At 74.3% G+C, this 26,887-nt stretch carries 21 protein-coding genes and 1 tRNA gene; 10 read left to right on the plus strand and 12 right to left on the minus strand.

Annotated elements, in window-relative coordinates:
• The first annotated feature begins 33 nt into the window (after nucleotides 1–33).
• The gene (locus RQM47_RS02290) at nucleotides 34–1,635 is read left to right on the plus strand and encodes a hypothetical protein (RefSeq protein ID WP_314007227.1); all 1,602 of its coding nucleotides are present in this window, start codon (nucleotides 34–36) and stop codon (nucleotides 1,633–1,635) included.
• Nucleotides 1,636–1,763: 128 nt separating this feature from the next.
• Here RQM47_RS02290 and RQM47_RS02295 read toward each other — a convergent pair whose 3' ends face one another.
• Nucleotides 1,764–3,305, minus strand: coding sequence for a hypothetical protein (locus RQM47_RS02295; RefSeq protein ID WP_311662893.1), 1,542 nt, complete (start codon nucleotides 3,303–3,305; stop codon nucleotides 1,764–1,766).
• Between the two features lie 236 nt (nucleotides 3,306–3,541).
• Here RQM47_RS02295 and proS point away from each other — a divergent pair, with 236 nt between their 5' ends.
• From proS to RQM47_RS02310, 3 genes are all read left to right on the plus strand, one after another.
• A complete protein-coding gene (gene proS / locus RQM47_RS02300) occupies nucleotides 3,542–5,026 on the plus strand; it encodes a proline--tRNA ligase (RefSeq protein ID WP_311662892.1) in 1,485 nt (494 codons plus the stop codon).
• A 115-nt stretch (nucleotides 5,027–5,141) separates the two neighbouring features.
• A complete protein-coding gene (locus RQM47_RS02305; RefSeq protein ID WP_311662891.1) occupies nucleotides 5,142–5,876 on the plus strand; it encodes a hypothetical protein in 735 nt (244 codons plus the stop codon).
• A gap of 392 nt (nucleotides 5,877–6,268) precedes the next feature.
• Nucleotides 6,269–8,785 (plus strand): TonB-dependent receptor, encoded by a 2,517-nt coding sequence (locus RQM47_RS02310; protein WP_311662890.1) that lies wholly within the window; start codon nucleotides 6,269–6,271, stop codon nucleotides 8,783–8,785.
• Nucleotides 8,786–8,853: 68 nt separating this feature from the next.
• On the opposite strand, the gene RQM47_RS02315 is transcribed toward RQM47_RS02310, so the two are convergent.
• Nucleotides 8,854–9,393: a hypothetical protein gene (locus tag RQM47_RS02315; protein WP_311662889.1), complete on the minus strand. Its 540-nt coding sequence runs from the start codon at nucleotides 9,391–9,393 to the stop codon at nucleotides 8,854–8,856.
• Nucleotides 9,394–9,647: 254 nt separating this feature from the next.
• On the opposite strand from RQM47_RS02315, the gene RQM47_RS02320 reads away from it, so the two are divergent.
• Nucleotides 9,648–10,577, plus strand: a complete 930-nt coding sequence (locus tag RQM47_RS02320; protein ID WP_314007230.1) for an NAD-dependent protein deacetylase — start codon at nucleotides 9,648–9,650, stop codon at nucleotides 10,575–10,577.
• 16 nt (nucleotides 10,578–10,593) lie between these two features.
• Here RQM47_RS02320 and RQM47_RS02325 read toward each other — a convergent pair whose 3' ends face one another.
• The 6 genes from RQM47_RS02325 to RQM47_RS02350 all read right to left on the minus strand — a co-directional run bounded on the left by RQM47_RS02325 (nucleotide 10,594) and on the right by RQM47_RS02350 (nucleotide 16,989).
• On the minus strand, nucleotides 10,594–11,016 hold the full coding sequence (locus RQM47_RS02325; RefSeq protein WP_314007232.1) for a hypothetical protein: 423 nt from the start codon (nucleotides 11,014–11,016) through the stop codon (nucleotides 10,594–10,596).
• Nucleotides 11,017–11,163: 147 nt separating this feature from the next.
• Nucleotides 11,164–12,732, minus strand: coding sequence for an HAD-IG family 5'-nucleotidase (locus tag RQM47_RS02330; protein ID WP_314007234.1), 1,569 nt, complete (start codon nucleotides 12,730–12,732; stop codon nucleotides 11,164–11,166).
• 547 nt (nucleotides 12,733–13,279) lie between these two features.
• Nucleotides 13,280–13,738: a DIP1984 family protein gene (locus RQM47_RS02335; protein WP_311662885.1), complete on the minus strand. Its 459-nt coding sequence runs from the start codon at nucleotides 13,736–13,738 to the stop codon at nucleotides 13,280–13,282.
• A 77-nt stretch (nucleotides 13,739–13,815) separates the two neighbouring features.
• Nucleotides 13,816–14,484 (minus strand): endonuclease V, encoded by a 669-nt coding sequence (locus RQM47_RS02340; protein ID WP_311662884.1) that lies wholly within the window; start codon nucleotides 14,482–14,484, stop codon nucleotides 13,816–13,818.
• 157 nt (nucleotides 14,485–14,641) lie between these two features.
• On the minus strand, nucleotides 14,642–16,507 hold the full coding sequence (locus RQM47_RS02345; RefSeq protein WP_311662883.1) for a mechanosensitive ion channel family protein: 1,866 nt from the start codon (nucleotides 16,505–16,507) through the stop codon (nucleotides 14,642–14,644).
• A gap of 62 nt (nucleotides 16,508–16,569) precedes the next feature.
• A complete protein-coding gene (locus RQM47_RS02350; RefSeq protein ID WP_311662882.1) occupies nucleotides 16,570–16,989 on the minus strand; it encodes a hypothetical protein in 420 nt (139 codons plus the stop codon).
• Nucleotides 16,990–17,327: 338 nt separating this feature from the next.
• On the opposite strand from RQM47_RS02350, the gene RQM47_RS02355 reads away from it, so the two are divergent.
• Nucleotides 17,328–17,401: transfer RNA gene (locus RQM47_RS02355), tRNA-Val, on the plus strand.
• 67 nt (nucleotides 17,402–17,468) lie between these two features.
• On the opposite strand, the gene RQM47_RS02360 is transcribed toward RQM47_RS02355, so the two are convergent.
• Nucleotides 17,469–18,998, minus strand: a complete 1,530-nt coding sequence (locus tag RQM47_RS02360; RefSeq protein WP_311662881.1) for a helix-turn-helix transcriptional regulator — start codon at nucleotides 18,996–18,998, stop codon at nucleotides 17,469–17,471.
• 188 nt (nucleotides 18,999–19,186) lie between these two features.
• On the opposite strand from RQM47_RS02360, the gene RQM47_RS02365 reads away from it, so the two are divergent.
• From RQM47_RS02365 to RQM47_RS02375, 3 genes are all read left to right on the plus strand, one after another.
• Nucleotides 19,187–20,923 carry a malate synthase A gene (locus tag RQM47_RS02365; RefSeq protein ID WP_311662880.1) on the plus strand — a complete coding sequence of 579 codons (1,737 nt, stop codon included), beginning with the start codon at nucleotides 19,187–19,189 and terminating at the stop codon, nucleotides 20,921–20,923.
• A gap of 132 nt (nucleotides 20,924–21,055) precedes the next feature.
• Nucleotides 21,056–22,360 carry an isocitrate lyase gene (aceA, locus tag RQM47_RS02370; RefSeq protein WP_311662879.1) on the plus strand — a complete coding sequence of 435 codons (1,305 nt, stop codon included), beginning with the start codon at nucleotides 21,056–21,058 and terminating at the stop codon, nucleotides 22,358–22,360.
• A gap of 228 nt (nucleotides 22,361–22,588) precedes the next feature.
• A complete protein-coding gene (locus tag RQM47_RS02375) occupies nucleotides 22,589–23,758 on the plus strand; it encodes an alanine--glyoxylate aminotransferase family protein (RefSeq protein WP_311662878.1) in 1,170 nt (389 codons plus the stop codon).
• A 97-nt stretch (nucleotides 23,759–23,855) separates the two neighbouring features.
• Here RQM47_RS02375 and ruvA read toward each other — a convergent pair whose 3' ends face one another.
• From ruvA to RQM47_RS02390, 3 genes are all read right to left on the minus strand, one after another.
• Nucleotides 23,856–24,458 carry a Holliday junction branch migration protein RuvA gene (gene ruvA / locus RQM47_RS02380; protein ID WP_311662877.1) on the minus strand — a complete coding sequence of 201 codons (603 nt, stop codon included), beginning with the start codon at nucleotides 24,456–24,458 and terminating at the stop codon, nucleotides 23,856–23,858.
• A 104-nt stretch (nucleotides 24,459–24,562) separates the two neighbouring features.
• Nucleotides 24,563–25,375: a hypothetical protein gene (locus RQM47_RS02385; RefSeq protein WP_311662876.1), complete on the minus strand. Its 813-nt coding sequence runs from the start codon at nucleotides 25,373–25,375 to the stop codon at nucleotides 24,563–24,565.
• Nucleotides 25,376–25,428: 53 nt separating this feature from the next.
• Nucleotides 25,429–26,097 carry a sigma-70 family RNA polymerase sigma factor gene (locus RQM47_RS02390; RefSeq protein ID WP_311662875.1) on the minus strand — a complete coding sequence of 223 codons (669 nt, stop codon included), beginning with the start codon at nucleotides 26,095–26,097 and terminating at the stop codon, nucleotides 25,429–25,431.
• Nucleotides 26,098–26,403: 306 nt separating this feature from the next.
• Between RQM47_RS02390 and rplM the strand changes: the two genes are divergently transcribed.
• Nucleotides 26,404–26,847: a 50S ribosomal protein L13 gene (rplM, locus tag RQM47_RS02395; protein WP_314007236.1), complete on the plus strand. Its 444-nt coding sequence runs from the start codon at nucleotides 26,404–26,406 to the stop codon at nucleotides 26,845–26,847.
• Nucleotides 26,848–26,887 lie beyond the last annotated feature (40 nt).

Raw genomic sequence — 26,887 nt, forward strand, 5'->3', positions numbered from 1 at the left:
ACCTCCCCGCCCCGCCCCGCCGATACCGTCGCCATGCCCACGACCCGCACCCCGGGGCGCCCGGTCCTCACGCTCGCCGCGGCCCAACTCCGGGCCGACCTCCGCCACGCCCGCTCGGGCAAGCGGAGCGCGGGACGCGTGGCGACGACCGTCATCGCCTACGGGTTCACGGGCCTCGTCCTCGCGCTGTCGCTGGGCAACGCCCCGGCGGCGCAGGCCCTGTTCGTGTCGGTCTCATTCGGCGTCGTGCTCGCCGCGTTCGGCGTCGTCGGGTCGTACGACGACCTCATGGGGCGGCCCAAAGAGAACGCCTGGCTGGCGACGCTGCCGGCGACCGAGCGCCAGCACTACGGGGCGCGGCTGGTCGGCGTGGGCGTGTACACGGGCCTGATGGTGACGGGCGTGGCCGTCCCGGTCGCCTTACGGGTGGCGCTCGCGCACGGGGGCGGGGCGGGGCTCGCCGTCGGCGCCGGCGTGGCGGCGGCGGTCGCATGGACGGCCGCGGCGGCGCTCGTAGTCCTGTGGAGCCTCACGCTCGCGCTGCCGCCCACGCCGCTCCGCTACGCGCTGACGGCGGCGCGGGCGCTGTTTATCGGCGTGCTCGTGCTCGGCTTCCAGCTCATCGGGACGACGGCCGAGGCCGTCGACGTGCCGTGGTGGCCGGGCGCGTGGCTCGCCGACGCCATCCTCGGCCGGTCGACGTGGGGGCTCGGCGTGCTCCTCGCCACAGTCGCCCTGTTCGCCGTCCTGTTCACGGCCGTCTTCCCGGACCGCTACTTCCGCCTCCTCCGGCGCCTCGCCGACGGCGCCCGCCGCGCCGAGCGGGCGGGGCGGGGTGGGCGCCGGCTGCTCCCGTTCGAGCGGGTCGCGGCCCGCCGCGGGCCGGTCCGCGCGGTGTATGGGTTCGCGCTCGCCGCCTTCGCCGACGACCGCATCGTGCGCGGGCGCCTGTGGCCGGCGGCCCTGCTCCCGCTCGCGTTCGTCGTGTTCGGGTGGCTGGGCGACGGGCTGGGGAGCCTGTTCGTCTACGGCACGGCCGGGCTCCTTACGGACCCGAACACGCAGCTCCACCTGTCGGTGATCGTCGTGCTCCTGTTCTGCGCGCAGTCGCTCGTGCAGACGCTCCAGTATTCGGACCACGCCGAGGCCGCGTGGCTGTTCGGGACGCTGCCCGAGGCGCGGCCTCGACTGGCGCAGATCGGGGCGCAGAAGGCGCTCATGGTTCGCGTCCTGCTCCCGCTCCACGTTGGGATTGCCGCGCTCCTCGTGCTCTCGATGCCGGTCGCCGACGCCGCCGTCCACGCGGCGTTCTGGTTCGCCGTCGTGGCCCTCGCCACGCGGCTCCAGGCCGTCCTGTACCGGACGCCGCCGTTCTCGCGCCGGAGCGACCACTTTGGGGCGGCGGCCCGGCTCGCCCCGCTCCTGGTGTCGGCCCCGGCGGGAGCGGCCGTCGCTTTTCTCCAGATGTGGGCGTTCGTGACGCCCGGCCGCGCGCTCGCCGTCACGGCTGGCCTCCTCGCGCTGGGGGCCGCCGTCGCCGAGACGGCGGTGCGGTGGCCGGCTCGCCGGACGCGCTCACCCCGCCCGCAGGCCCCCGCCCCCCCCCGCCCGCGGGCCGTCGAAGCCGTGGCGTAGGGGGCACACCACCCCGCCCAGAGCAATGTGCAAGGAGGTACGGGGTACTCGGTACGAGGTACACCTGCGTCGAGGTCAGATTAGACCGTACCTCGTACCCGGTACCCCGTACCCACCCGAAGGGTGCCCTATCCGTTGCCGCCGCGGCGCGACGAGCGCCGGCTGGACCCGCCCGTCGAGCGGCCGCCGCCCGAGGAGCGGGCTGGCCGCGACTCCTGGCGCCGAGGCGCCGGCGCCGGCCGCGACTCCCGCCGCGGGGGTGGGGCGGAACGCGTCTGGCGCCGCGGGGGCGGAGCAGGGCGCGTCTCGCGGCGCGGGGCGGGGCGCGTTTCACGGCGCGGGGGCGGGGCGGGGCGCGTCTCGCGGCGAGGAACGGGTCGGGCCTCCGGGCGAGGCCGCCTCTCGGGGCGCGGGGCCGCCTCGCGGACGCGCGCGTCCTCGCTGCGAGCGCGGCGCGGGACGCGGGGCGCCCGCTCCGGGCGCGCCCACTCGCGGTCGGGCGGGGCGGTCCGCGCCGGGGTCGCCCGCGTCGGGGCGGCGCGGCCGGGGAGCACTCGGCCTGTCGTCCCCGGCTCGCCGCGGCGTGGGGTTCGGGGCGCCGTGGCCCGGGGCGGCGTTCGGCGGCCGGGCGCGTCGGCGACGGGATCGGCCCCGCCCCGCCCGGCGCGCACCGGCGCCCGCGTGGCGTTCGGCGCCGGGTCTCCAGAGATACGGGCCGGGTTCAGGCCGCGCCGCACCGGCATCCGCGCGGGCACCCGCGCCGGGTTCGGCGTCGACTCGACGATGGGCGACGACGGCGTGCCCGGCATGCCGCGGACCGGGCTGCGCACGCCGTCGTCGGCGCCGCGGCGTTCGCGGTAGGTGTAGTAGTTGTGGTGACGGGGGCGGCCGTAGTAGCCCGGGCCGTAGTAGCCGGCCCCGGCGAAGTACGGGTTGTGGCCGTACCCGTAGCCGCCGTACCCAAACCCACCGAACCCGAACCCGACGGAGACGTGGACGCCCGGCCCGTAGAAGAAGGGGTCGTAGAAGAACGGGTCGTACACGCCGCCGTAGCTGAAGAACGGGTCGTAGGCGTAGTACGGCGAGTGCCCGAACGCCCCGTAGCGGCGGCCCCACGTGTTGTACCACCCGAAGCGGCGGTACGGGTTGTAGACCCGGTACGGCCGGTAGTAGGTGTAGAGCGAGGGGTAGTACGACGGGTCCCCGTAGCGGTAGTAGTCGGCGTAGTAGCCCCCGTAGTAGAAGTCGTCGTCGACGCCCAGGCCGCCGTCGGCGAGGTCGGCCTCGACGTCGTCGTAGTAGTAGGTGCCCGCGTCGTCGTAGTAGTAGCGCGTGACTGAGACGGCGCTGGGGTCGACCGCCCCGCCCTCGGCGTAGGCGTCGTCGGAGCCGTCGGCGCGGCCGTCGATGGCGTTCAGGCTGGGGAGCTCGCCGGCGTCGGGGAGCGCGACGGCGGCCGTGTCGCCGTACGGGTTCTGGGGCACGTCCATCGTCGCCGCGAGGCCGACGCGGGCCGGGCCGGCCTCAGCCGTATCGGGGACGACCGGGGCCGGCCCGCGGTCGCGCTCGACGAGGGCGGGGCGGGCCGAATAGCATCCGGCTAGGGCGGTGACGAGCGCGAGGGCGAGGGCGGGGCGGAGAGAGCGCCCCAGGAGCGGGATCTGCGACATGGGTTCGGAGGGCTCGGGTGCGGAGGCCGCGCGAAGAGGGGCGGGCGGGGCGGGGGCCGCGGGGCCGCCGGGTATATTCGCCGGCCCTACCGGGCCAGCCGCCGCCGCCCCGCCCGAGGTAACGCCGCGTGGCGGCGGGCGCGGGGCGGGGTGGCCCCTCATGGGTCACACATCCTGGTAACTCTACCGCCGCCGCCAAGTTGCGTCGGCGGCCCCACCCCGCCCCCGGGTCCGCTATGGCCGAGACGATCACGAAGCGCGCCGACGACTACGCCCAATGGTACCAGGACGTCATCCGGGCCGCGAAGCTGGCCGAGACGTCGCCCGTCCGCGGCTCGATGGTCCTGCCGCCGAACGGGTACGAGCTGTGGGAGAACATGCAGGGCGCGCTCGACCGCATGTTCAAGGCGACGGGCCACCGGAACGCCTACTTCCCGCTCTTCATCCCCAAAAGCTTCCTCGCCCGCGAGGCCGAGCACGTCGAGGGGTTCGCCAAGGAGTGCGCCGTCGTCACGCACTACCGGCTGAAAGAAGAGGACGGGGATCTCATCGTTGACCCCGACGCTGAACTCGACGAGCCGCTCGTGGTCCGGCCCACGTCGGAGACCATCATCTGGGACACGTACTCGCGCTGGATCCAGTCGTGGCGCGACCTCCCCGTCCTCATCAACCAGTGGGCCAACGTGGTCCGCTGGGAGATGCGGACGCGCCTGTTCCTCCGCACAGCCGAGTTCCTGTGGCAGGAGGGCCACACGGCGCACGCGACGGAGCAGGAGGCGGTCGACGAGACGCGCCAGATGCTCGACGTCTACGCCACGTTCGCCGAGGAGTGGATGGCGATGCCCGTCGTCCGCGGCGTCAAGACGGCGGCCGAGCGGTTCCCGGGCGCCGTCGACACGTACTGCATCGAGGCGCTGATGCAGGACGGGAAGGCGCTCCAGGCCGGAACGAGCCACTTTCTGGGGCAGAACTTCGCGCGCGCCTTCGACTGCACGTTCCAGAACCAGGACAACGAGGCCGAATACGTCTGGGCCACGTCGTGGGGCGTCTCGACGCGGCTCATCGGCGCGCTCATCATGACGCACGGCGACGACGCCGGCGTGATCATGCCGCCCAAGCTGGCCCCGGTCCAGGTCGCCATCGTCCCGATCACGCGCAAGAACGGCGACAACGAGGCCGTGCTCGACGCAGCCCGCGAGATGCGCGACGCGCTCCTCGCCGACGGCGTCCGCGTGGTCCTCGACGACCGGGACCAGTACCGGCCCGGGTGGAAGTTCGCGCAGTACGAGGTCGAGGGCGTGCCGGTGCGGCTGGCCGTCGGCCCGCGCGACGTCGAGAACGGGACGGCCGAGCTCGCGCGCCGCGACACGGGCGACAAGAGCCCGGTGCCCCAGCGCGGGATCGCCGGGGCCGTCCGCACGGCGCTCCATGAGGTCCAGCAGGCGCTCTACGACCGGGCCGCCGCGTTCCGCCGCGAGCACACGCACGTCGTCGACAGCTACGAGCGGTTCCAGGAGGTCATGGAGGCCGGCGGGTTCGCGCTCATGCACTGGGACGGCACGCCCGAGACCGAGGCCCGCGTCAAGGACGAGGCCAAGGCGACGATCCGCTGCGTCCCGTTCCCCGGCCAGTTCCCCGGCGTCGACACCGACGAGCCCGGGACGGACCCCGTGAGCGGGGCGCCCTCGGCCGGCCGCGTCGTCTACGCCCGCGCGTACTAGGAGACGGGTGACGAGTAAAGGGTGACGAGCCCAGTCCAACGTGCCCGAGTCGCCGAGTCTCTGGGGAACGCCCGCCCGTCCTCGCCCGCCGCTCCTCCACTCCCCCGCCCCGCTCGTGCCGCCCCGCCCGGACGACCGCCCCGCCCCGCCCCGCCCCGCCCGGACGCGTGGGCGGGGTGGCGCCCGCGACCGGGGGTACCGCGTGGCGAACGCGGTCTCGTACGTCCTCAACCCGCTCGTCTTCCCGCCCGTCGCCTTCGCCCTGCTCGACGCGCACTTCGGGGCCGGACCGGGCGAGGTTGCGTGGACGTTTGGCGTCTCGCTCGTCTTTTTCTGCCTCGTCCCGCTCCTCTACGTCGTCGGCATGGTCCGGCGGGGGCGGGCTGAGAGCCTCGAAGTCCGCGAGCGGGCGGCGCGGCTGGGGCCGCTCCTCGTCGGCGTCGCGTCGTACGCCGTCGGGGCGCTCCTGCTCGCGGCCACGGTCGAGGGGCCGGCGCTCCCCGTCATCGTCGCGTTCGCGGCGCTGTACCCGCTCAACACGGCGGCCCTCCTGCTCATCAACCTCCGGTGGAAGATCTCGATCCACATGACGAGCCTGGCCGGGTTCGTGGGCGTCCTCCTGTTCGCGGCGCTGACCGTCTGGCGCGACCTGCCGGGCGGGGTGGAGGCGGCGCTGACCGTCGCGACGGTCGGGCCGCTCGTGCTCCTGCTCCCGCTCCTGATGTGGGCGCGCGTCCGCGTCGGGGCGCACTCGGTGGGGCAGGTCGTGGCCGGGGCCGCGTTCGGGCTCGTGGTGCCTCAGCTCCAACTCTGGTGGATCGTCTACGAGTGGCTGGGCCTGGCGGGGTGAGGGCGGGGTGGCGCCGCTTCTCCGCTCTCACACGCGTTCCGCCGATTCGCCGTGCATCCCCACCGTCATCCCGGACCCGATCCGAGATCCAGGGCACGGGGCGCGGCGACCGGCCCTCCTGGATCCCCGCCTGCGCGGGGATGACGTGCCCGAAGACGCACGAGCGCCCTTCAGAGGCCGTACCGTCCGCCCTCTACCTGCACGTGCGCAGAGGGCACACCGCCGTCCCTCGCCCGCCCCGCCCCGCTCGGTATCTTCGGCGCGTCCCGCCCGGCCCGCCGCGGGAGGCCATCCCCCCCGCCGCCTATCCGCCTCGGTACCGTCCCTCGTTGCTCCTCCGCCCCGCTCGGCGGGTCCGCCCAGCGGCCGTCCTGCGGGAATCCGACGGTCCTATGCGCGTCGTCCTCGGGTGCCTCCTCGGCGCCGTCCTTCTGGCCTCCGCCCCCGGCGCCGCTGCCCAGGCGTGGGGCGAGATCGCCGGCCGCGTGACCGAGGCCACGACCGGCGACGGCGTGGCCGGCGCGACCGTCCTCATCACGGGCACGTCGTACGGCCGCAACGCCGGCGCCGACGGCCGCTACGCCTTCCGCATCCCCGAGGGGACGTACCCGGTCCAGGTCTCGTTCGTCGGCTACGCGACCGTCCGCGACACGGTCGTCGTGCGCCGCGGCGAGACGACGGCGTTCGACGCCGTCCTCGCCCAGACCGACCAGGCGCTCGGCGAGGTGGCCGTCGAGGCCGGCGCCGAGCGGGGCGTGGGCGTCAGCCGGATCGACCCGCGGACGGTCCGCGACCTGCCCACGCCGGTCACCGACGCCATCCGCAGCGTCAAGGTCGAGCTCGGGGTCACGTCGTCGAACGAGCTCTCGAACGCGTACTCGGTGCGGGGCGGGTCGTACGACGAGAACCAGATCTTTATCGACGGCTTCGAGGTCTACCGCCCGCTCCGCATCAGCCAGGGCGAGCAGGAGGGGCTGGGGCTCATCAACGGCGACCTCGCGAGCCGCCTCACGCTGTTTGCCGGGGGCTTCCCGGTCCGCTACGGGGGCAAGCTGGCCAGCGTGCTCGACGCGACCTACGCCCCGCCCGGGGGGCCGGTCACCGGGACGGCCTACTCGTCCACGCTCGACGCCGGCGCCGCCGTCCAGGGCGCCGTGGGGGGCGGGGTGGGCGTGGCGGTCGCGGCGCGGAGCGCGCGGCCCCAGCGCTTTTTCGCGGGCCAGGAGCTCGACGGCGCCTACGACCCCGACTACCGCGACGTCCAGGGCGTCGCCCAGGCGCGGCTGTCGGACGCCCACGCGCTCCGGCTCCTCGGGCTCTACGCCCGCCACCGCTTCCGGCTCGCCCCGCAGCAGCGCGAGACCACGTTCGGCATCTTCCCCAACCTCGTGCGCACGGTCGCCGTCGACTTCGAGGGGGTCGAGGAGGACGGCTACGGCATCGGGTTCGGCGGGGCGCTCCTCGCCAGCCGCTTGAGCGACGCGGTCGCCGCCGAGCACCGGCTCTCCGTGTTCTCGACCGACGAGTTCGAGACCTACGACATCTCGTCGCGCACGAGCATCTTCCGCCGCCAGCAGGCGCCGGACCGCCCGCAGGACGACCTCGACCGCATCATCGAGGGCCAGGCGACGCAGGCCGACGTGGCCGACAACGAGATCTCGCAGACGGTCTACACGGCCCAGGGCCGCTACCTCGCGCGGCTGGGGCGCCACGGGCTGGAGGCGGGGTGGCAGGCCCGCGCGCTCCGCTTCGGCGACGACATCAGCGAGCGGACGACGCTGACGGGCCGGGGGCGCGACGGCGGCACCGTCACGGCGACGAGCCGCGAGATCGTCGGCGGCGAGTCGCTCGCGAGCTGGCAAGGCGCGCTCTGGGTCGAGGACGCGCTCGCGCTCGGCCGCCTGACCGTCACGCCCGGCCTCCGCGCCGACTACTTCGGGTACAACGACGAGCTCACGCTCTCGCCCCGGCTCGGTCTCGTCTACGCGTCCGGCCCGCAGACGACGCTTTCGGCCTCGGCCGGCGTCTACCACCAGGCGCCGACGTACCGCGAGCTCCGCGGCGACCCCGCCCCGGCCGACACCGCGCTCCGCCCGCTCAACGGCGACATCACGAGCCCGCGGGCGGTGCAGGCGGTCGTTGGGCTGGAGCACTTTTTCACGTCGCGCCGCGTGGCGCTCCGCGCCGAGGCCTACGCCAAGCGGTTCTCGGACCTCATCTCGTACGACACCGAGAACGTCCGCGTCGTGTACTCGGCCGAGAACGACTCCGAGGGCTACGCCGTCGGCGCCGACGTCCAGCTCCGGGGCGAGCTCGTGCCGGGGCTGGAGAGCTGGGTCAACTACGGGTTCCTCGTCACGCGCGAGCGGTTCTACGCGCCCGACCTCGACGGCCTGAGCGCCGCCGAGGCCGAGCGGGCGGCGGCGCGGTTCGAGGCGCGGGGCGGCGGCGACTGGGTCCGCCGGCCGACCGACCGCCGCCACAACCTGTCCCTCTTCGTGCAGGACTACGTGCCCGGCGACGACACGTGGACGCTCCACATCCGCACGCTCCTCGGCTCGGGCGTCCCGGTCACGGCGCCGGCTCGTGACGAGGACCGCTCATCGGGGATCGCGGTCGAGTTCGACGGCGCCTCCATCTTTACCGACGGCCGCCGCAACGCCGTCAGCCTCCCCGCCTACTTCCGGTTCGACCTGGGCGCGACCAAGGAGCTCCGCCTGGGGACGGCGCCGACGGGCGCCCCGCTCCTGCTCCGGGCGACGGTCGAGGTGCTCAACGTGTTCGACCAGAAAAACACCGTCGCGTACTCGTGGGTCGAGCAGGTCGAGGAGGGGCGGCGCCAGTTCACGGCGGTCCCCACGCGGCTCACGCCGCGGACGCTCAACGTCCGCTTCCGGGTCGCGTTCTAGCGCCGCCCGCACGGGTCGGGGGCGGGGCGGCGCCCGACCGACCACCCCGCCCGCGGGCGGGGCGGGGGCTACGGCGTGACGCGCTCGAAGCGGACCGAGAGCTGGCCGCTGTTGCTCCGCTGGTCCTGGTAGCGCTCGGGGTCGAAGGCTTCGAGGTCCACGTTGGACTGCGAGAACGAGCCTTCGAGCGTGTTGGCCGGCTCGCCGGTGTAGCCCAGCGCGAACGACGGCGGGAGGAGGATGTCAGCAAGAAAGTCCTCGTCCTCGCGGCGGACGGCCTCCAGCGTCACGCGCTCGCGCGAGGCCCGCGGGCGGAGGTCGACGCGCGTGAGCCCGCCCTGGAGACGGCGGAAGGAGAGCAGCGCGTTTCCGTCGCTGTAGATGGTCAGCCGCGCGCTCCCGGGTTCGAGAACGTCGATGACGTTGGCCGTCGAGAGGTCGGTCGTGGTCGGGTCGAACGAGAGCTCAGCGAGCGAGTACGTGCCCTCGACGAGGTCGAGGTTGCCGCCGGGGTTGGTCGTGTCGCAGGCGGTGAGGGCCGCGAGGCCGACGAGGACGGCGAGCAGGGGGAGGCGCCCGCGTCGGGCGGGGCGGGGCGGAGTCGGCATGGGCGTGGGGGGACGAGGAGCCGGGGCCGCAACGTACGCGCCGGCGCCCGGTTTCGTACCGGGGCGCGCCGCGATGCCCTTTCGCCACGGGCGGGGCGGCGGCTCGGGAGGCCGCCCCGCCCGGTGGCGGCCGCGGAGACGAGGATGGGGAAGGCTCAGAGGAGACCGCGCTCGTGCCCCACCCCGCCCTCGTCCTCGCCGGGCCGTAGGGGCGGGGCAGGCACGGCCGGCCGCCCCGCCCCCGTTCCCGCGCGATGACTGCTGCCACCCCGCCCGCCGCCTCGCTCGACGCCCTGGCTCGCCTCCTCCACGGACGGCGGACGGCGGTCCTCGCCGGGGCCGGGATCTCGACCGAGTCCGGCATCCCGGACTACCGCGGGCCGACCACGCGCCACGTCGAGCGCCGGCCGGTCCAGTACGACGACTTCGTCCGCGACGCCGAGGCGCGGCGGCGCTACTGGGCGCGCGCCACGCGAGGCTGGGCGCGCGTGGCCGACGCACAGCCCAACGACGGGCACCGAGCCCTCGCGCGCCTCGAAGCCGCCGGCGCCGTCTCCGGCGTCGTCACGCAGAACGTCGACGGGCTCCACCGGCGGGCCGGCTCGCGGCGCGTGGTCGAGCTCCACGGCACGCTCGCCGACGTCGCATGCCTCGCCTGCGGCCACCTCTGGCCGCGGGCCGACGTCCAGGCGCAGGCGGAGGCCCGCAACCCCGGCTGGCTCGACGCCGTGCTCCCGGGCGGGGCGGCGGCGCCCGACGGCGACGCCGAGTTGGAGGCCGCGGCCGTTGCCCGCTTCGAGCCGCCGGCGTGCCCGTCGTGCGGCGGCGCGCTCAAGCCGGACGTGGTCTTTTTCGGCGAGAGCGTTCCTAAGCCGCGCGTGGCGACGGCCCGCGCGATCGTCTCCGACGCCGACGCGCTCCTCGTCGTCGGGTCCAGCCTGACCGTCTACAGCGGGTACCGCTTCGTGCGCCAGGCCGAGGCCGAGGGCACGCCAGTCGCCATCGTCACACTGGGCCAGACGCGCGGGCACCGGCACGCCGCCGTGGCCCTCGACGCCCGCCTCGGCGACGTCCTCCCCGCCCTGGCCGACGCGCTGTGCGGGGGCGGGGCGGAGCCGGCGGAGACCTCCCCGCCCGACACCGCCACCCCGCCCTCTGGGAACGGCGGGAACGGCGCCGGCTAGAGCGGGCGGGCCTCCCCTACTGCATCCGGTGCTCGTCGCCGTGCGCGAGGTGGACCAAGCCGACCGGCTCGTGCTGCCCGCGCGCCCACCCCGCCGCCTCATTGCCGCCCCAGGTCCGGCCCCGCGCGAAGTCGGCGTCGCCGGCGGCCTCCAGGTCGAGGGCCTGCCGGCGGAGCGCGTCGGCCGGGCGCCCGACGGCCTGGTCCAGCGTGAGGGCGAAGATCGCGAGGGCCATCCCGTCGAACGCCACGCCGTTCGCCTGGCACAGCGCGTCGACGGCGCCAAACAGGTAGCCCAGCCCGAACGGCGTCCCGAACGCGGCCTCGGGCGGGTCGACCGTCGGCCGGTCGGTCTCGGCCACGCGGCCGGCCTGGTCGCGGACGAACCGGACGGCGCCGTCGAGGACGGCCTGCTGGCCGGAAGAGAGCGGGGTGGACATAGAGAGGCGTGGAGTCGTGGAGCGCCGCCCCGCCCTCAGAGCGCGGGCGGGGCGGGACCGCTGGATGGGAAAGGCCTCCCCGCGGGGAGGCAGAAAGGAGGGGTCAGCCACCCCGCCCGCCCCGCCCGAGGCGTGCGGGCGGGGTGGCTAGGCGGGCGCCTCGCCGGGGACGCCGTCGCCGGCCTCGCCGAACGTGTCGAGGCCCATGTCGTCGGCCGCCTGCTCCAGCCCGGCCGCCTGCGGCGTCGCGTGGTCGTGGGCGAGCGTGCCGCGCGGGCTGCGGAGGTAGACGAACGGGGTGTAGTGGAGGAAGTTGGAGACGCGCGCCGTGTACACGTCGGCCGACGCCTCGATCTGGCGGGCCAGGTGGCTCTTGTCGTTGCCGGCCCACATGAGCGGCCCCCACCGCGGGTTCACGAGGCGGCTCGACGCGACGGCGAGCGGGGCGATCTCGGCGTCGATCGCGAGCAGCCGCTCGCGCGTCTGGTCGATCCGGTCGGTCAGCCACTCTAGCGACCGATCCGTCTGCGGGCCGTAGCCGCCCTCGTTCCGCTGGCGCTCCAGGCGGAGCGCCGAGAAGTAGGCCTCGAGCCGCTCCTTCTCGGTCATCAGCGCCGTCAGCCGCTCCTGCTCGCTGCGCCACGCGACGAACGCCTCGATCTCGTCTTCGAGCGGGCGGAGCACGAGCGCCGTCCGCCAGCGGAGCACGCTCTTCGACGCCTTGACGTCGGCGAACACGTGGTCGCCGACGTAGAGGATCTCGGACCCGGCGAGGCCCAGGCTGGCCTCGACGAGCGCCGCGTTGCCGCCGACGTAGGCGCGGCCCTCTTCGAGCAAGCCAGTCTGCGTGCGGAGCACGGCGCGCCCGGCGTCGTCCTCGCCGACGACCTCGAAGGCGGGCGCGGCTTCGGAAAAGAACGCCGGCTTGCGCGCGCCCACGATCGCCAGGTCGAACAGGTCGCGCCACGTCATGTCGCCCGGCAGGTGCGGGTCGAACGCGTAGGTCAAGAGCGGGGCGGCGTACTCCCACTCGGAGTTCGTGATGAGGAGCACCTTTTTGCCCGCCTCCTTCTGGTCGAGCAGCGCGAGCGGCACGTCGGGGTCGACGTCGACGAAGCGGTCGGGGTCGGCCAGGATCTCGGCCTTGAGGAGCCCTTCGAGGTGGGCCGCGTCGAGCGTCTGGCGGACCGTCTGGTAGAGGTCGTCGTAGCCCAACCGCTCCGGCAGCTTCCCGGCGTCGAGGAGGTCGACGAGTTGGAGGTAGATCGACGCCTCGGAGATCGAGAACAGCGTGTTCATAAACCGCCACCGCGTGTCGTGGAGGTCGACGAGCGTCCGCCGGTACGCCTTTTTCTGGCTCTCGTAGTCCAGCGGCGTGCTCCCGTGGAACGCGCGCTTGACGTAGCCGAAGCGGTTGGCCTTGACCACGTTCCCCCGCTCCGTGTCGATGACGAGGCCCTGGACCACGAGGTCGGGGTCGAACACGAGGTCCTCGACGGGCCACCCCTGCGCCGCCAGCCCGTTCTTGATGTAGCTGTAGGCCCGCTCCTCCCACAGCGCCACATGGTAGTGGACGAGCGTGTAGTCCATGTCGTACCCGACGGCCTGGATCTTCCTCAGGTTGAGGGTCCGGTTGCAGAACAGGCCGCGCGGGTGCTCAAAGGCGTCGGGGACGCCGGCTCCGCCGTGTGTTCCAGTACCAACTGTCGCTTCCATGCGTCGGGGGTCGTCGCCGCCGTCGCACAGGTGAACTCTACGGGCGGGGTGGGAGTCGTTTGGGGGTCCGGTGACAAACGCCGTACCGGCGCCCTCAGTCCCCGCCGCCCCGCCCCGCCCCGCCGATTTGACGCAGAGGACACGGGGAGTGATGAACGTAGGAGCCGTCGCGCCACCCCGCCCCGGTCGCCACGCTATAGCGCCGTTGCATGCAACGGCGCTACGCCAACGGTCCCGCCCCGCCCGACCGCGCGCGGTCCGGGGCGGGGCGATCCGCTTGCGGCCTCCGCCGCTTTGCGCCCGCGCTTCGCCTGGAGCCGGAGCAACCCCTTACCCACCCTCACCGCCTGCGAGTCAGCGCGTGGTCGTGCACGGTGCGCGGTGCCCGGTGCACAGGTGACTGTGCGGGGCTGAACGGTGCTCGGGGTGACCCGATGCGCTGCCCATCGCGCGGTCCAGATTTTTAGTCTGGTGTGTGGCCGGCTACCCCCGGCCTGGGTTTGCGCTCGCCCTCGCGGATGGCGGCTACCATCGCTCCGGCCCGGCGTCACTCCATAAGGTCGTACTGCCAGTTGGTCTCCTGGACCCTCGCGTCGAGCTCGCGGAGCTCGCGCGACAGGTCGTCGGCCCGTTGCTGGACGGCCCGGACCTCGACGGTGCTCACGAACTTGACCTCGGACCGGAGGTACCGGTCCTGCGACACGCTCGCGGCGCGAGCGAGCTCGCGGTAGGTGTCCGCGCGGAGGCGGAGCACGTCGCGGCGGGCCAGCGCGTCGGTCAGGGTGAACCCGGGGGCGATCTCGACGGACAGGTTGGTCCGGTTGATCAGCCGGATCAGCCGTTCGAGCTCGGCGCTCGCCTCCTCGTACGCCTCGATCAGCCGGTCCGGGGCCTCCGACGGCTCGTCGCCCTGCTGGACGCGCGCGTTGCGCAGGAGCCGGCTCTTGAGCTGCTCGAGCCGCTTCTGGAGGTCGGACCGGAGGAGGAGGGCCTCTGCCAGCTTCATAGGGTGGGACCGGGTGCAGGAGGTGAAGGCACCCCGCCCGGCCAATGATACGCGGAGACCGCGGGCGGGGCGGGCCGCTACAGCTCGCCCTTGTAGCTCAGGCGGTGGGCGAGGTGCGTCGGCTGCGGGAGCTTGTACTTGACGGCCAGGCGCAGCGCGAGGCGGCCCGCGTCGCGGAGCTCCATGCGGTGGCCGACCGAGACGTAGACCGGCTTCACGCGCGCCCGCGTCCTGAGCGCGAGCCCGACCGTCTCGCCCTTGTGCACGAGCGGGGCGGCGGCGCCCTTGTCCTCGTCCAGCGGCTCGTGGCGGCCGACGAGGATCGTCTTGGCCACGCCCAGCGCCGGGGCGTTGAGGAGCACGCCGAGGTGGCACGCGAGCCCGAACCGCCGCGGGTGCGCCCGCCCCTGCGCGTCGAGCATGTAGACGTCGGGCGGCGCCTGGAGCTGCTCCAGGGCGGGGAGGATGGCCGGGACCTCGCGGAAGCTGAGCAGCCCGGGCACGTAGGGGAACGCCACCGGCCCCTCCCAGATGGCCTGGTCGACCACGCGGAGGTCGTCGCGGACGTCGAGGACCACGATGGCGGCCCGCACGCGGTCGCCGCGGACGCTCACGTCGAGGCCGGCGACGGTCCGCACGGCGTCGAAGTCGAGCGGCTCCTCGCGCACGAGCGGGGCGAGCTCGCGCTGGATCTGGACGGCCTCCTTTGGCGTGACGTCCCAGGGGTGGGCGTGGTGGAGAGTCATTCGAATGCGGAATGATGAATGCGGAATGGCGAATTAGAAAGGCTCCTCGGGTCAGGCCACCCCGCCCCGGGTAGAGCAACGAGGCCGGGGCGGCTCCCCTTCACCATTCCGCATTCGCCATTCCGCATTCGCCATTCCGCATTCGCCATTCCGCATTCTACGACCCGTCGCCGGCCGCCCCGCCCAGGAACGGGGGCGGCTTGACGTCGGGGAGCGGCGTGGGCTCAGGCGGGGCGGGCGCGTCGGCGCCGTCGGTCTCGGCGGCCGGCGGGGCGACGGCCACGCGGCCCTCGAGGTCGCGGAGCGCGGCATACTCGGGGACTGTCGACGGCCCCTCGCGCCAGGCCCCGTAGGTCGGGCTCAGGACCTCGACGCCGGCCTCGGCAAAGCGGTCCTGGACGTGCTGGTGGACGTCGCTGTAGATCCGGGCCATCCGCGTGACCTCGCGGGTGTAGGCGTTGAGCTGGTAGGCGACCGAAAAGTCGCCCAGGCCGGTCTGGAGCACGAACGGGGGCGGGGTGGCCTCGACGCCGGCCGTGTCGCGGGCGGCCTGGATCAGGAGCCGGTGGACCTGCGGCCACGGGACGTCGTACCCGATCGTGATCTCGGTGTGGAGGATGACCCCGCTCCCCTCACGGGCCATCACCGAGTAGTTGATGATGTGGTTCGAGAGGACGGTCGCGTTGGGGACCGAGACGTCCTCGTTTTTCGGCGTCCGAATGCGCGTCACGAGGAAGCTTTTCTCGACCACGTCGCCGAACGTGTCGCCCACCTTGACGCGGTCGCCGATGCGGAACGCCCGCGAGTACGTGAGCACGATGCCGGCGACCATGTTAGCGATCGCCGTCGACGACCCCAGCGAGAACAGGATGCCCAGGAACACCGTCAGCCCCTGGAACACGGGGCTGTTGACGATGGGCGTGTACGGGTAGATGAGCATGACGGCCAGGATCCCCAGGAGGAACCGGGCGATCTTCCGCGTGGGGTCGGCGAGCTCGGCGTGGAAGCCGCCCAGCTGCACCTCGCCCCGCTCGACGCGGATGAACAGGTAGTCCGAGAGCCGCATGAGCCACCGGACGACGACGAGGATGACCACGATCGCGATCACGTTGTCGACCGACGACAGGAGGACCGCGCCGAGGCGCTGGAGCGGGGCGAGCGCGACGTTGAGGAGGTTCTCGCTCCAGCTCCGGGTCCACGGGAAGAGCCCGAGCACGTAGGCCAGGAACGCGTAGACGATGACGGCCGAGACGGCCAGGCGGAGGAGCGCGCCGAGCCCGCGCCCGAACCTCGCCACCTGGTCGCGCCCGACGACTTCGAGCGTCCCGATGCGGACCGGGCGGAGGACCCGCCCGCGGACGGCCGCCGTCCGGCGGTCGATCCACCCGAAGAGCCACCCCAGCCCGCGGAGGACGAGGACGAGGACCACGAGGGCCACGACCGAGACGACGGCGTTCTGGACGACGCCGCGGATCGTGGCCTGCTCGCGGTAGGCCCGGACCCCGCTGATGATCTCCTGCCGGTACCCAACGGCGGCCTGCGCCCGGGGCACGCCGAGCGCCTGAGCGTCCTCGTTCGTCACCGTCATCACGGTCACGGGGCCGATCTGGACGAGCGAGAGGTCGTTGCCGTCGACGATGCGGAGGCCCTCCGGGTCGACGTCGCCGTTCGTGGCGAGCTCGGCGAGGCGGTCCGAGAGGGCGGCCGCCCGCTCCTCGGGCGAGAACGGCCCCAACCCGCCCCAGACCTCGAACAGCGTCCGCCCGAACAGGTCCACCCCGACCCCGTTCCCGAGCACGTCGGCGACGCGCGTGGTCGTGTCGGTGATCGCGGCGACGGCGATCGAGTCGATCTCAGCCCCGGTCCGCGCGACGAGGCCGGAGTCGGCGAGCGCGAGGGAGTCGGCGGCCAGCGAATCGACCGCCGCCGAGTCCGCCACGACGGCAGGGTCGGCCTGCTGCGCGAGCGCGGGGACGCCCGCGAGGGCAGCGAACAAAGCGACGGCGAGGGCGGGGCGGAGCATCGGGGCACCGGGGGGAAGCCCGGAACCTACGCTGCGCCATCTCCCGGCCACGGCGCCGGCGTTTACCCGTACCGGATCAAGCCGACCGGCACGCTCCCGTCCAGCTCGACGCCGGCGCGGCGGACGACGTCGGCGTCCACCGAGAGCCCTGACCACACGTTGTCGACGCCGTCGCACGAGAGCGAGAGCATAAACCGCTGGGCCGCGGTCAGGCACCGCTCGTGGAGGTGGGTCTGGTGCTCGGCCTCGGCCGCCGAGCGGCACGTCACCAGGATCCACCGCCCCGCCCCGCCCGCGGCGGCGGGGCGGGGCGGGGCGAGGCGGCGGGCGGCCTCGGGGTCGAGCCGCCGGAACGCGCACGGCGAGACGGCGAACGCTCCCGAGACGCCGTGGGCGTCTTCGAGCGCCCGCCGCACAGAGGCCTCCACGCCGTCTGCGGACGGCGCGGGCTGGGACGGAACGTGGGCACTGAGGGCGGTCATAGCGGTCGGGGGGACGCCGGGCTGAACCCAAACGGCGTGCCATCGCCTGCCCGCCCCGCCCGTTGAGCGGGGCCGCACGGGCGGGGCGGGCGGTATCGGACGGACCTTTGTCACGCGTCCGCCCCCGCCCCGCCCGCGGGAGCACGTCCCCAGCGAGGGGTAGGGCGGGGCGGGGCGGGGCGGAATCGTAACTCGACAGGGCAGGGCGGCGGGCCGGGTCATACCGGCGGGCGGGGCGGCACCTTCACCAACCCTCCCCGGCGCGTCCCTTGTCGGCCTCCGGGGCGCCGCCGTATGTTGGGCGGCCTCGGCGGTGGGCGTGTGCGCCCGCCCCGCCCGGGCTCTTAGCTCAGTTGGTTAGAGCGCGTCGTTGACATCGACGAGGTCACTGGTTCGAATCCAGTAGAGCCCACCGCCCCGCCCTGCACATGCCTGTGCGGGGCGGTTTGCGTTGGCGCCACCGAAGAGGCCACCCCGCCCTACAGCGCCGCGAGCGCCGCGCGCCGCCCCGCCTCCGCCTCCGCCTCGCGGAGCGCCGTGGGCGGGGCGGCCCGCACGCGGCAGTCCGCGATGGGGCACCGCTCGCACGTCAGGCTGACGTCGAGGCGCGGGAGCGCGGGGTCGTCCCAGAACCGGACGGCCCGTTTGGTGGCGCGCGTGAGGCGGAGGCCCAGCGAGACGGCCGAGTTCACGCCCGGCCGGAGCGAGAGCGGCCGGGCGACCGCCAGCACGAAAAAGTCGGCCGGCTCGGCGTCGCCGGCCGTGCCCGCCACGAAGTGCTGGCGCTGCGCCACGACGGCCGGCCCGTCGTCGGTCCCGCCCCGCCCGGCCGCCGTCCGCTGGCGGGCGTCGAGGGCGGCGAGCGCCTGGAGCGCCGGCCACCGTCGGCAGTAGTGCTCGCCCGCAGAGACCCCGTGCGGCACCGGCACGCGGCTAAGGTTGAACGTCTTCGTCAGCTCGACCCGGTCGGTCGTCGTCTCGTGGTGGAAGCGGAGGAAGTACAGCTCGTCGATCCCCAACGCCTCGGGCACGCGCTGCGTGAGCCGGTGGAACAGCATCTCCGGCGTCGAGCGGTAGCGGTCGAGGAGGGCCAGGAAGGCGGCCGGGTCCCACCGCTCGGCGTCGGCCTGAGCTAAGAGGACGGCGTCGATCTCGGCGGCCGGCAGCAGGAGCGCGCCCGCCAGGTACGACGCCTCGAAGTTGGCGAGCACCTGCCCGAACCGCTCCGCCCGGACCCACGGCGACGCCAACGGCCGGTCGTCGGGCGCCAGCTCGAGGAACGCGAGCTCGCGGGCGTAGAGGAACGCGAGCTGCTCGTCGCGGAGCGCGCCGTTGACGTGGAGGACCGCCCCGCCCGCGGCCTGCGCCCCGCCCGCGGGTCCCGCCCCGCCCTGCGAGAGGACGCTGCGGAACGCGCCCAGCTCGGGGTGCCCCGGCAGCGTGTCCGTCTCGACGCGGTAGCCGTGCTCGCGCTCCAAGACGCCGCGGAGCCGCGCCGCGTCCGGGACGCCCTCGATCCCCAGCCGCTCGCGGAGCCGCTCGGCCGCCGCCTCCAGGTCGGGGAAGCGGTTGGCGTGCATCTGCTGGTACGCCCGGAGCGCGGCCAGGAGGAGGTCCTCGACGCGCGCGTCGTAGGCCCGCGTCACGTCGCCGACGGCCTGCACGAGCGCGCCGGCCTTGTCCGGCGACAAGAGGCGGACGACGGACTCGGCGTCGACCCCGAACAGGTCGAACGGGAAGCCGCGGAGCAGCGGGCTCTCGATCACCTCCTTCACCGCCCCTAGCCCCTTGTCCACGCGCAGCGAGACGAGGTCGTCGTAGGGCACGCCGAGGGCGACCGAGAGGTCGACGATCTTGTCCGGCTTCGGGTACTTCTTGCCCTGCTCGATCTCGGACAGGTAGCTGACGGAGAGGCCGGCCTTCTGGGCGAGCGCCTTCAGCCCGAGCCCCCGCTCCTGGCGGAGCGCGCGGAGCTTGACGCCGAGGATGAGGCGGAGGCGATCGGGCATGAGACGAACAGGGCGGGCGGGGTGGGCGACGCGTCGGAAGCGTGGGAAGCGCTTCCATCTTTCGCTGAGAGCGGAAGGGCAAACCGAAGATCGCTTATTTCGGAGTCCTGAAGCATGTCAGCGAAATTACGCTGGCAAGAGCTGAGCTTGCCTCGTACCCTAGCGAAAGTTCGCTGCACGACTCTCCCATGCCCTACCCCGCCCGCTTCCGCCCCGCCCCCACGGCCGTCGACGGCGTCGCCCTCCACGCGGCGGCCGACACCGCCGCCGCCCGCCGCGTGCTCACGCCCGACGCGCTCGCGCTCGTCGCCCGGCTCCACCGCACGCTCCACGCCGACCGCACGGCGCTGCTCGCCGACCGTGCCGAGCGGCAGGCCGAGTGGAACGCTGGCACGCTCCCCGAGCGCGTCGAGCACCCGGCCGCCGCCGGCCGCTGGTGCGTCGCCCGGCTCCCGGCCGACATGCGGCGGCGGCGCGTCGAGATCACCGGCCCGGTGAGCGACGCCCGCATGGTCATCAACATGCTCTCGCGCGGGGCCGACGGCGAGCGCGCCGACGCGGCCATGCTCGACTTCGAGGACAGCCTCAAGCCGTCGTGGGCCAACGTCGTGGCCGGCGTCGAGAACATGATCGGCGCCGCCCGCGGCGAGCTCACCGCGACCAAGACCGACGCGAGCGGGGCGGTCGTGAAGACGTACGCGCTCGACCCGGACGACATGCCGCTGCTCATGGCCCGCGTGCGCGGGCTCCACCTGGACGAGGCCAACGTCCGCGTCGACGGCGAGCCCGTGGCGGCCGGGCTCCTCGACTTCGCCCTCGTCGCGATCCACACCGCGCGCGCGCTCGTCGCCCGCGGCAAGACGCCGGCGTACTACGTCCCCAAGGTCGAGCACTACCGCGAGGCCCGCTGGTGGAGCCGCCTGTTCGCGCTCGTCGAGGACGAGCTCGGGTTGGACCGGAGCACGATCCGCGCCACGTTCCTCATCGAGACGCTCCCGGCCGCGCTCCAGATGGAGGCCGTGCTCTACGAGCTCCGCGACCACGCCGCCGGCCTCAACGGCGGCCGCTGGGACAAGATCTTCTCCGACATCAAGTGCCTGCGCGAGCACCCCGACCGCGTCCTGGGCGACCGGGCGGACATCGGCATGAACCGGCCCTGGATGCGCGACTACGCCCGCGAGCTCATCCGCGTGTGCCACCGCCACGGCGCCCTCGCGATGGGCGGGATGGCCGCCTTTACGCCGGGCCGCGACGACGCCACGCGCGAGGCGCAGACGGCGAAGGTCGTCGCCGACAAGGAGTTCGAGGCGTCGATCGGCCACGACGGCTGCTGGGTCTCGCACCCCTACTTCATCGGCCCGGCCATGCGCCCGTTCCTGGACGCGCTGGGCGGGGCGGACAACCAGCTCGGCGTGCTCCCCGAGGACCTCCCCGCCCGACCCGACCTCATGCCGCAGGGCGGCGGCCCGTACACGATGGACGGCCTCAGGACGAACGTCCGCGTCGGCATCGCCTACCTCAAGGGCTGGAACGAGGACGTGGGCTGCGTGGCTTGGGACGACTTGATGGAGGACCTCGCGACGCTCGAGATCAGCCGCGCCCAGGTGTGGCAGTGGCGCCGCCACGGCGTGACGCTGGCGTCGGGCGAGGCGGTGACGGACGACCTCGTCCGCCGCGTCTTCCGCGAGGAGAAGGAGGCCATCCTCCTCGCCCTCTGCGACGCCCACGGCGACGACGCCGACGCGCTCGGCCGCGAGCTCGCGCGCTACGCCCGCGCCGCCGACGACGCCCGCGCGGTCTTCCTGGAGCCCGAGATGCGCCCGTTCCTGACGACGACGTCCGACCTCGCCGCGGCCGCCCCGCCCGCCGGCGGCGACGGCGCCGCCGTCGAGGCCGTCCCCGCGACCGCCGACGCGGCGGCCTGACCACCCCGCCCCGCCCACACGACGCGGGCGGGGCGGTGTGCGCCCCGACGCCGACGCCCGCACGGACCGCCCCGCCCGACCCGACGCAAAAACCTTGAACCGCACAACCTCGAACCCCCGAACCCCAGACCCATGGAACTGAACGCTGCCCGCCTCCTCACCGCCCGCGACATCGAAACCGACTGGGCCGAGAACCCCCGCTGGGACGGCGTCGAGCGCCCGTACTCGGCCGAGGACGTGCTCGCGCTCCGCGGCTCGGTCCACGTCGAGCACACGCTCGCGCGGCTGGGCGCCGAGCGGCTGTGGTCGCTCATGCAGGACCGCGACTACGTCCACGCGCTGGGCGCCATGACGGGCGGGCAGGCCGTGCAGCAGGTGAAGGCCGGGCTGGAGGCCGTCTACCTCAGCGGCTGGCAGGTGGCCGCCGACGCCAACCTCGCCGGCGACGTCTACCCCGACCAGAGCCTATACCCGGCCAACTCGGTCCCGACCGTCGTCGAGCGGATCAACAACGCGCTCCTCCGGGCCGACCAGATCGCGTGGAGCGAGCGGGCCGCGGGCGGGGCGGACGAGACGCACTACCTCGCGCCCATCGTGGCCGACGCCGAGGCCGGCTTCGGCGGGGCGCTCAACGCGCACGAGCTGATGAAGGCGCTCGTCGCGGCCGGCGCGGCGGGCGTCCACTTCGAGGACCAGCTGGCGTCGGAGAAAAAGTGCGGGCACCTGGGCGGCAAGGTCCTCGTACCGACCGGCGAGTTCGTGACCAAGCTCGTCGCCGCTCGGCTCGCGGCCGACGTCGCCGGCGTCCCCACGGTTCTCATCGCGCGGACCGACGCCGACAGCGCCACGCTGCTCACGTCGGACGTCGACGAGCGCGACCGCCCGTTTATCCGCACCGACGCCGAGCGGACGACCGAGGGGTTCTACCCGGTCACGAGCGGGATCGAGGCCTCGATCGCCCGCGGCCTCGCCTACGCCCCCTACGCCGACCTCCTGTGGATGGAGACGGGCCACCCCGACCTGGACGAGGCCCGCGCGTTCGCCGAAGCCATCCACGCCCAGTTCCCGGGCAAGAAGCTGGCCTACAACTGCTCGCCCTCGTTCAACTGGGAGGCCCACCTCGACCGCGACACGATCGCCCGCTTCCAGCGCGAGTTGGGCGCGATGGGCTACGCCTTCCAGTTCGTGACGCTCGCCGGCTTCCACGCCCTCAACCACTCCATGTTCGACCTCGCCCACGGCTACGCCCGCGAGGGCATGGCCGCCTACAGCCGGCTCCAGCAGGCCGAGTTCGGTGACGAGGGCCGCGGCTACACGGCCACCAAGCACCAGCGCGAGGTGGGCACGGGCTACTTCGACCGCGTCCGCGACGTGGTCACGGGCGGGGCTGCCTCGACGGGCGCCATGCAGCACTCGACCGAGGCGGAGCAGTTCTAGGGGGAGGGATGGGGGATGCGGGACGGAGGGATGGGCAGAGGGAGCCCACGCCTCTCCTCATCCCGCACGTCCCCCTCTCTTCCACCCCGCCCCGCCCACGTCGCCAACCGCCCCGCCCTCTCCCGACGCTCGCGCGCACGGGGCGGGGCGGGGTGGCCGCGCGTGGAACCGCCCCGCTCTCGCGCGTCGCACCTGTACCCTATACCTCGCACCCCGTACCTGACCCCCATGCCCGAATCGTTCGCCCCCCCCGCCCGCACGCTGATGGGACCCGGCCCGTCGCCGGTCTCGCCCGACGTGCTCGCCGCCCTCGCCCGGCCCACGATCGGCCACCTCGACCCGGCGTTCGTGGACCTCATGGACGAGACGAAAGGGCTGCTCCAAGAGACGTTCCTGACCCAGAACCGGCTCACGATGCCCGTCTCCGGCCCGGGCACGGCCGGCATGGAGGCGTGCGTCGACAACCTCGTCGAGCCCGGGACGACGGTCGTGGTGTGCCGGAACGGCGTGTTCGGCGACCGGCTCCGCCAGATGGTCGAGCGGGCGGGCGGGGTGGCCGTCGTGGTCGACGCCGAGTGGGGCCGGGCCGTCCCGCCCGAGACGCTCGCCGACGCGCTGGTAGAACACCCCGAGGCCGAGGTCGTCGCGTTCGTCCACGCCGAGACCTCGACCGGCGCGCTGTCGGACGCCGAGACGCTGGCCCGGATCGCCCGCGACCACGGCTGCCTCGTCGTCGCCGACACCGTCACGAGCCTGGGCGGCGTGCCGGTCCGCGTGGACGACTGGGGGCTCGACGCCGTGTACAGCGGCACGCAAAAGTGCCTCGCCGCCCCGCCCGGGCTCTCGCCCGTCACGTTCTCGGACCGAGCCCTCGAGCGCATGGACGCGCGCGAGACGCCGGTGCAGTCGTGGTTCCTGGACGTCTCGCTCGTCGCCCGCTACTGGAACGCGGACGGGGCGAAGCGGGCGTACCACCACACGGCGCCCGTCAACATGATCTACGCGCTGCACGAGGCGCTCCGGCGGCTCCAGGGCGAGGGGCTGGAGGCGGCGTGGGCGCGGCACCGCCGGATGCACCGGGCGCTCGCGGCCGGGCTCGACGCGCTGGGCCTCGCGTTCGTCGTGCCCGAGGCCGAGCGGCTCCCCCAGCTCAACGCCGTCTGGATCCCCGACGGCGTCGACGACGCCGCCACGCGGCGCCGGCTCCTCGACGAGCACGGCCTCGAAATCGGCGGCGGCCTGGGTGACCTCGCCGGCCGCGCCTGGCGGATCGGGCTGATGGGCGAGGGCGCCCGCCCCGGCCCAGTCCTCGCGTGCCTCGGCGCGCTCGAAGCCGTCCTCGACCGCTCGGGCGGGGTGGAAGCGGCGGAGCCCCTCCTGGACGCGGTCGCGGCGTAGGGCGGGGCGGCGGGTGGGGCGGTCGTACGCAGAGCGGTTCTTCTCCTCCCGTCCTCTTCTCCTCCCCGCCCCGGCGCCCCGCCCGGCCGCCCCGCCCTCAGCTCTCGCGCAGCGCGAGGCGGATGAGGTCCTCGGCCGAGGGCGATTCCGGGTTCGCGCGGAGCACCTTGCGGAGCCGGCGCTCGGCCTCGGCGCGCCCCAGCCCGAGCGCCTCCAGGCCCGCGCGGGCGTCGGCGCGGGCCTGCGTGGCGGCCGAGTCGCCGCTGCCCAGCGCGCCGGCCGGCTCGAGCCCGTCGAGGTCGGCGAACTTGTCTTTGAGCTCGACGATGAGCTTTTCGGCCTTCCGCTTCCCCACGCCCGGGACGCGCGTGAGCATGGCCACGTCGCCCGAGACGACCGTGCTCTGGAGCTCGGCCGGGCTCATCGCGCTGAGCGCCGCGAGCGCCAGCTTGGGGCCGACGCCGCTCACGGCCGTCAGCGTCTCGAACGCCGTCCGCTCGCCGTCGGTCGCGAACCCGTAGAGCGTCTGCGCGTCCTCGCGGACGACGAACGTGGTCAGCAGCTTGGCCGGCTTCCCGACCGCCGGGAGCTTGTCGAACGACGAGGCCGGGATCAGGAGCCGGTAGCCGATGCCGCCGGCGTCGATGACGGCCTCGGTCGGCCTTTTTTCGGCGAGGGTGCCGGAAACGTATGCGTACACGGGCGGGGCGGTCCTGGAGGCGAAAACCTAACGGGCAGACTCAGAGGGAGAACCCGCCGGGCGGGGCGGTCGGGAAGCTACCGAGCGGCGGTGTCAGCGCGCCGTCACCCGTCCCGTTCGTTCGCCCCGCCCGCGCGGACCCAGTCGAGCAGGCGCCGCGCCTCGGGCGCCCGGTAGCCGCCGTCGCGGACGAGCGCGCCGAGCGTCCGCGCGGCGTCGGCGTCGCGGCCCAGGTGGAGGAGGACGCGTCCACGCGCGAGGCCGGCCTCCTGCGCGACCGCTGAGCCCGCCGGCGCCTCGGCCACGAGTCCGCCGAGGTCGGCCGCCGCTGTCGCCAGCGCGTCCGCGTCGTAGCGGGCGGGGCGGCTCGGCGCTCCACGCCGCGCGTCCGCCACGCGGCTCAGGGCGTGGTCCAGCCGCGCGGCCAGCGGCTCCACCCCGCCCCGGGCGGTCGGATCCACGTCCGCCAGCGCCCCGACGTCCGCGACGCGCGCGCGCTCCGGCGCCGTGGCGGCGGACTGAGCGGCCACCCCGCCCCACAGCGCCAGGAGGACCACGACCGCGGCGGCGCCTCCCCGCCCCGCTCGGCCGCCGCCCTTGCCGTTCGGCGTCGGGCGGGGCGGCAGATCGGGCAGGGGCTGGCCGGTCAGCCGCTCGAACTTCTGCACCGGGTCCTCGGCCTCGGCGAGCAGCGCACGGAGGCGAGCGGCCGCCGCGTCGTCCGGGCGCTGCCCGTCGCCGCCGGCCGGGGGCGGGGCGGGGCGGGGCGCGGCGGCGTCGAGGAGGGCGGCAAACTCCTGGGCCGCGGCCAGAGCCGCCGCCCACTCGGGCGCCGCGGCCACGCGCGCCTCCACGTCCGCCCGCTCCTCAGGCGAGAGGGCGGGGTAGTCGTCGATCAGGGGGCCGAGGTCGTCCACAAGAGCGGGGCGGGTCGGGCGGTAGACGCGGCCCGACCGCGCGTGCAACCTCGCTACACCGCCCCGCCCTCGGGTTCGGGGATTGCCCCAACCGGGAGCACGTCGTCGAACGCGAGCGCGCGGAGGTGGGGGTCGTCGCGCAGCCGGCGGACCGCCTTCGAGAGGTAGGTCCGCACGGTCGGCAGCGCGTGCCCGGTCGCGCGGGCCACGTCGGCGTAGGGGGCGCCGTCGAGGAGCCGCATCCGGGCCACGACGCGGAGCGCCGGGGGCAGCGCGTCGACGGCCCGGCCGACGGCCCACCGCACGAGGTCGCCGTCGAGGTACTCCGGGCGGGGCGGGGCGGCCATCCGCTCCTCGTCGAGCGCCGCCGTCGGCCGGCACCGCTCGCGGTAGGTGAGGAGCGCCCGCTTGCACACGACGCTCACGAACTGCGGAAACTTCGACGGGTCCCGGACCTCGTCAAGCTTGTCGAGCACGCGCATAAACGTCCGGTCGACGACGGCCTCGACGTCGGCCGACGCCGCGGCAGGCTCGCGGGCGAACCGGACGTAGAGGTACCGGAGCGAGTAGCAGTACGCCCAGGTCACGGCCGCCTCCCAGTCGGCCGCCCCGCCCCCGGCCCGCCAGCGGACGAACGCGGCCGCGGCCGCGCCGTAGTCGTCGACGGAGAAGGGGAGGCGGGCGGCGACGGCGTCGAGCCGTTCGAAGGAGATGTCGGACACAGTGAGCCGTCGAATCCGTGGGCATACCTGGGCAGACGGTGAAGATAGAGCGCGCGCTCTTACCGAGGAAGAACCCTTGAACTCGCCCATCCGGGCCGTCCGGCCGGGTCCCAGACGTTGCCCCTGCCCCGCCTGCCCTCTAGCTTCCCAGGCTCGACTGCCCCGGCCCCCGTCTGCCGTAGACGCCCGGTCGGCCCGTCGGCCGCGGAGCGGACCGCTGCCCTCCCGCGCACGTCTGCGCGGAGGAGCCCCGCCCGCCCCGCCCTCTTTTTGCGCCCGCGCCGGCCCCCCGGCCCCGACAGACCCATGAACACGACCTCGTTCAAGACCTACAGCGCCCGGCCCGGCGACGTCGAAGCGGCGTGGCACGTCGTCGACGCCGAGAACCTCGTCGTCGGCCGCCTCGCCGCCCGCGTCGCCACGATCCTCCGCGGCAAGCACAAGCCGGAGTACACGCCCCACATGGACGTCGGCGACCACGTCGTGGTCGTCAACGCCGGCAAGGCGCGGTTCACGGGCAAGAAGGAGACCGACAAGCTCTACTTCCGGCACTCCGGCTACCCCGGCGGCATCAAGCAGCGGACGCCGAAGGAGCTCCGCGACCACAAGCCCGAGTTCATCGTCGAGAACGCCGTCAAGGGCATGATGCCGCGCAACAAGCTCGGCCGCGCCATGCTCGGCAAGCTCCACGTCTACGCCGGCCCCGACCACCCGCACGCGGCCCAGCAGCCCGAGCCCCTCGACATCTAACGCGGTACGGGGTACTCGGTACGAGGCGCGGCCACCCCGC

The sequence above is a fragment of the Rubrivirga sp. S365 genome, assembly GCF_032248475.1.
GTDB classification, from domain to species: Bacteria; Bacteroidota; Rhodothermia; order Rhodothermales; family Rubricoccaceae; genus Rubrivirga; species Rubrivirga litoralis.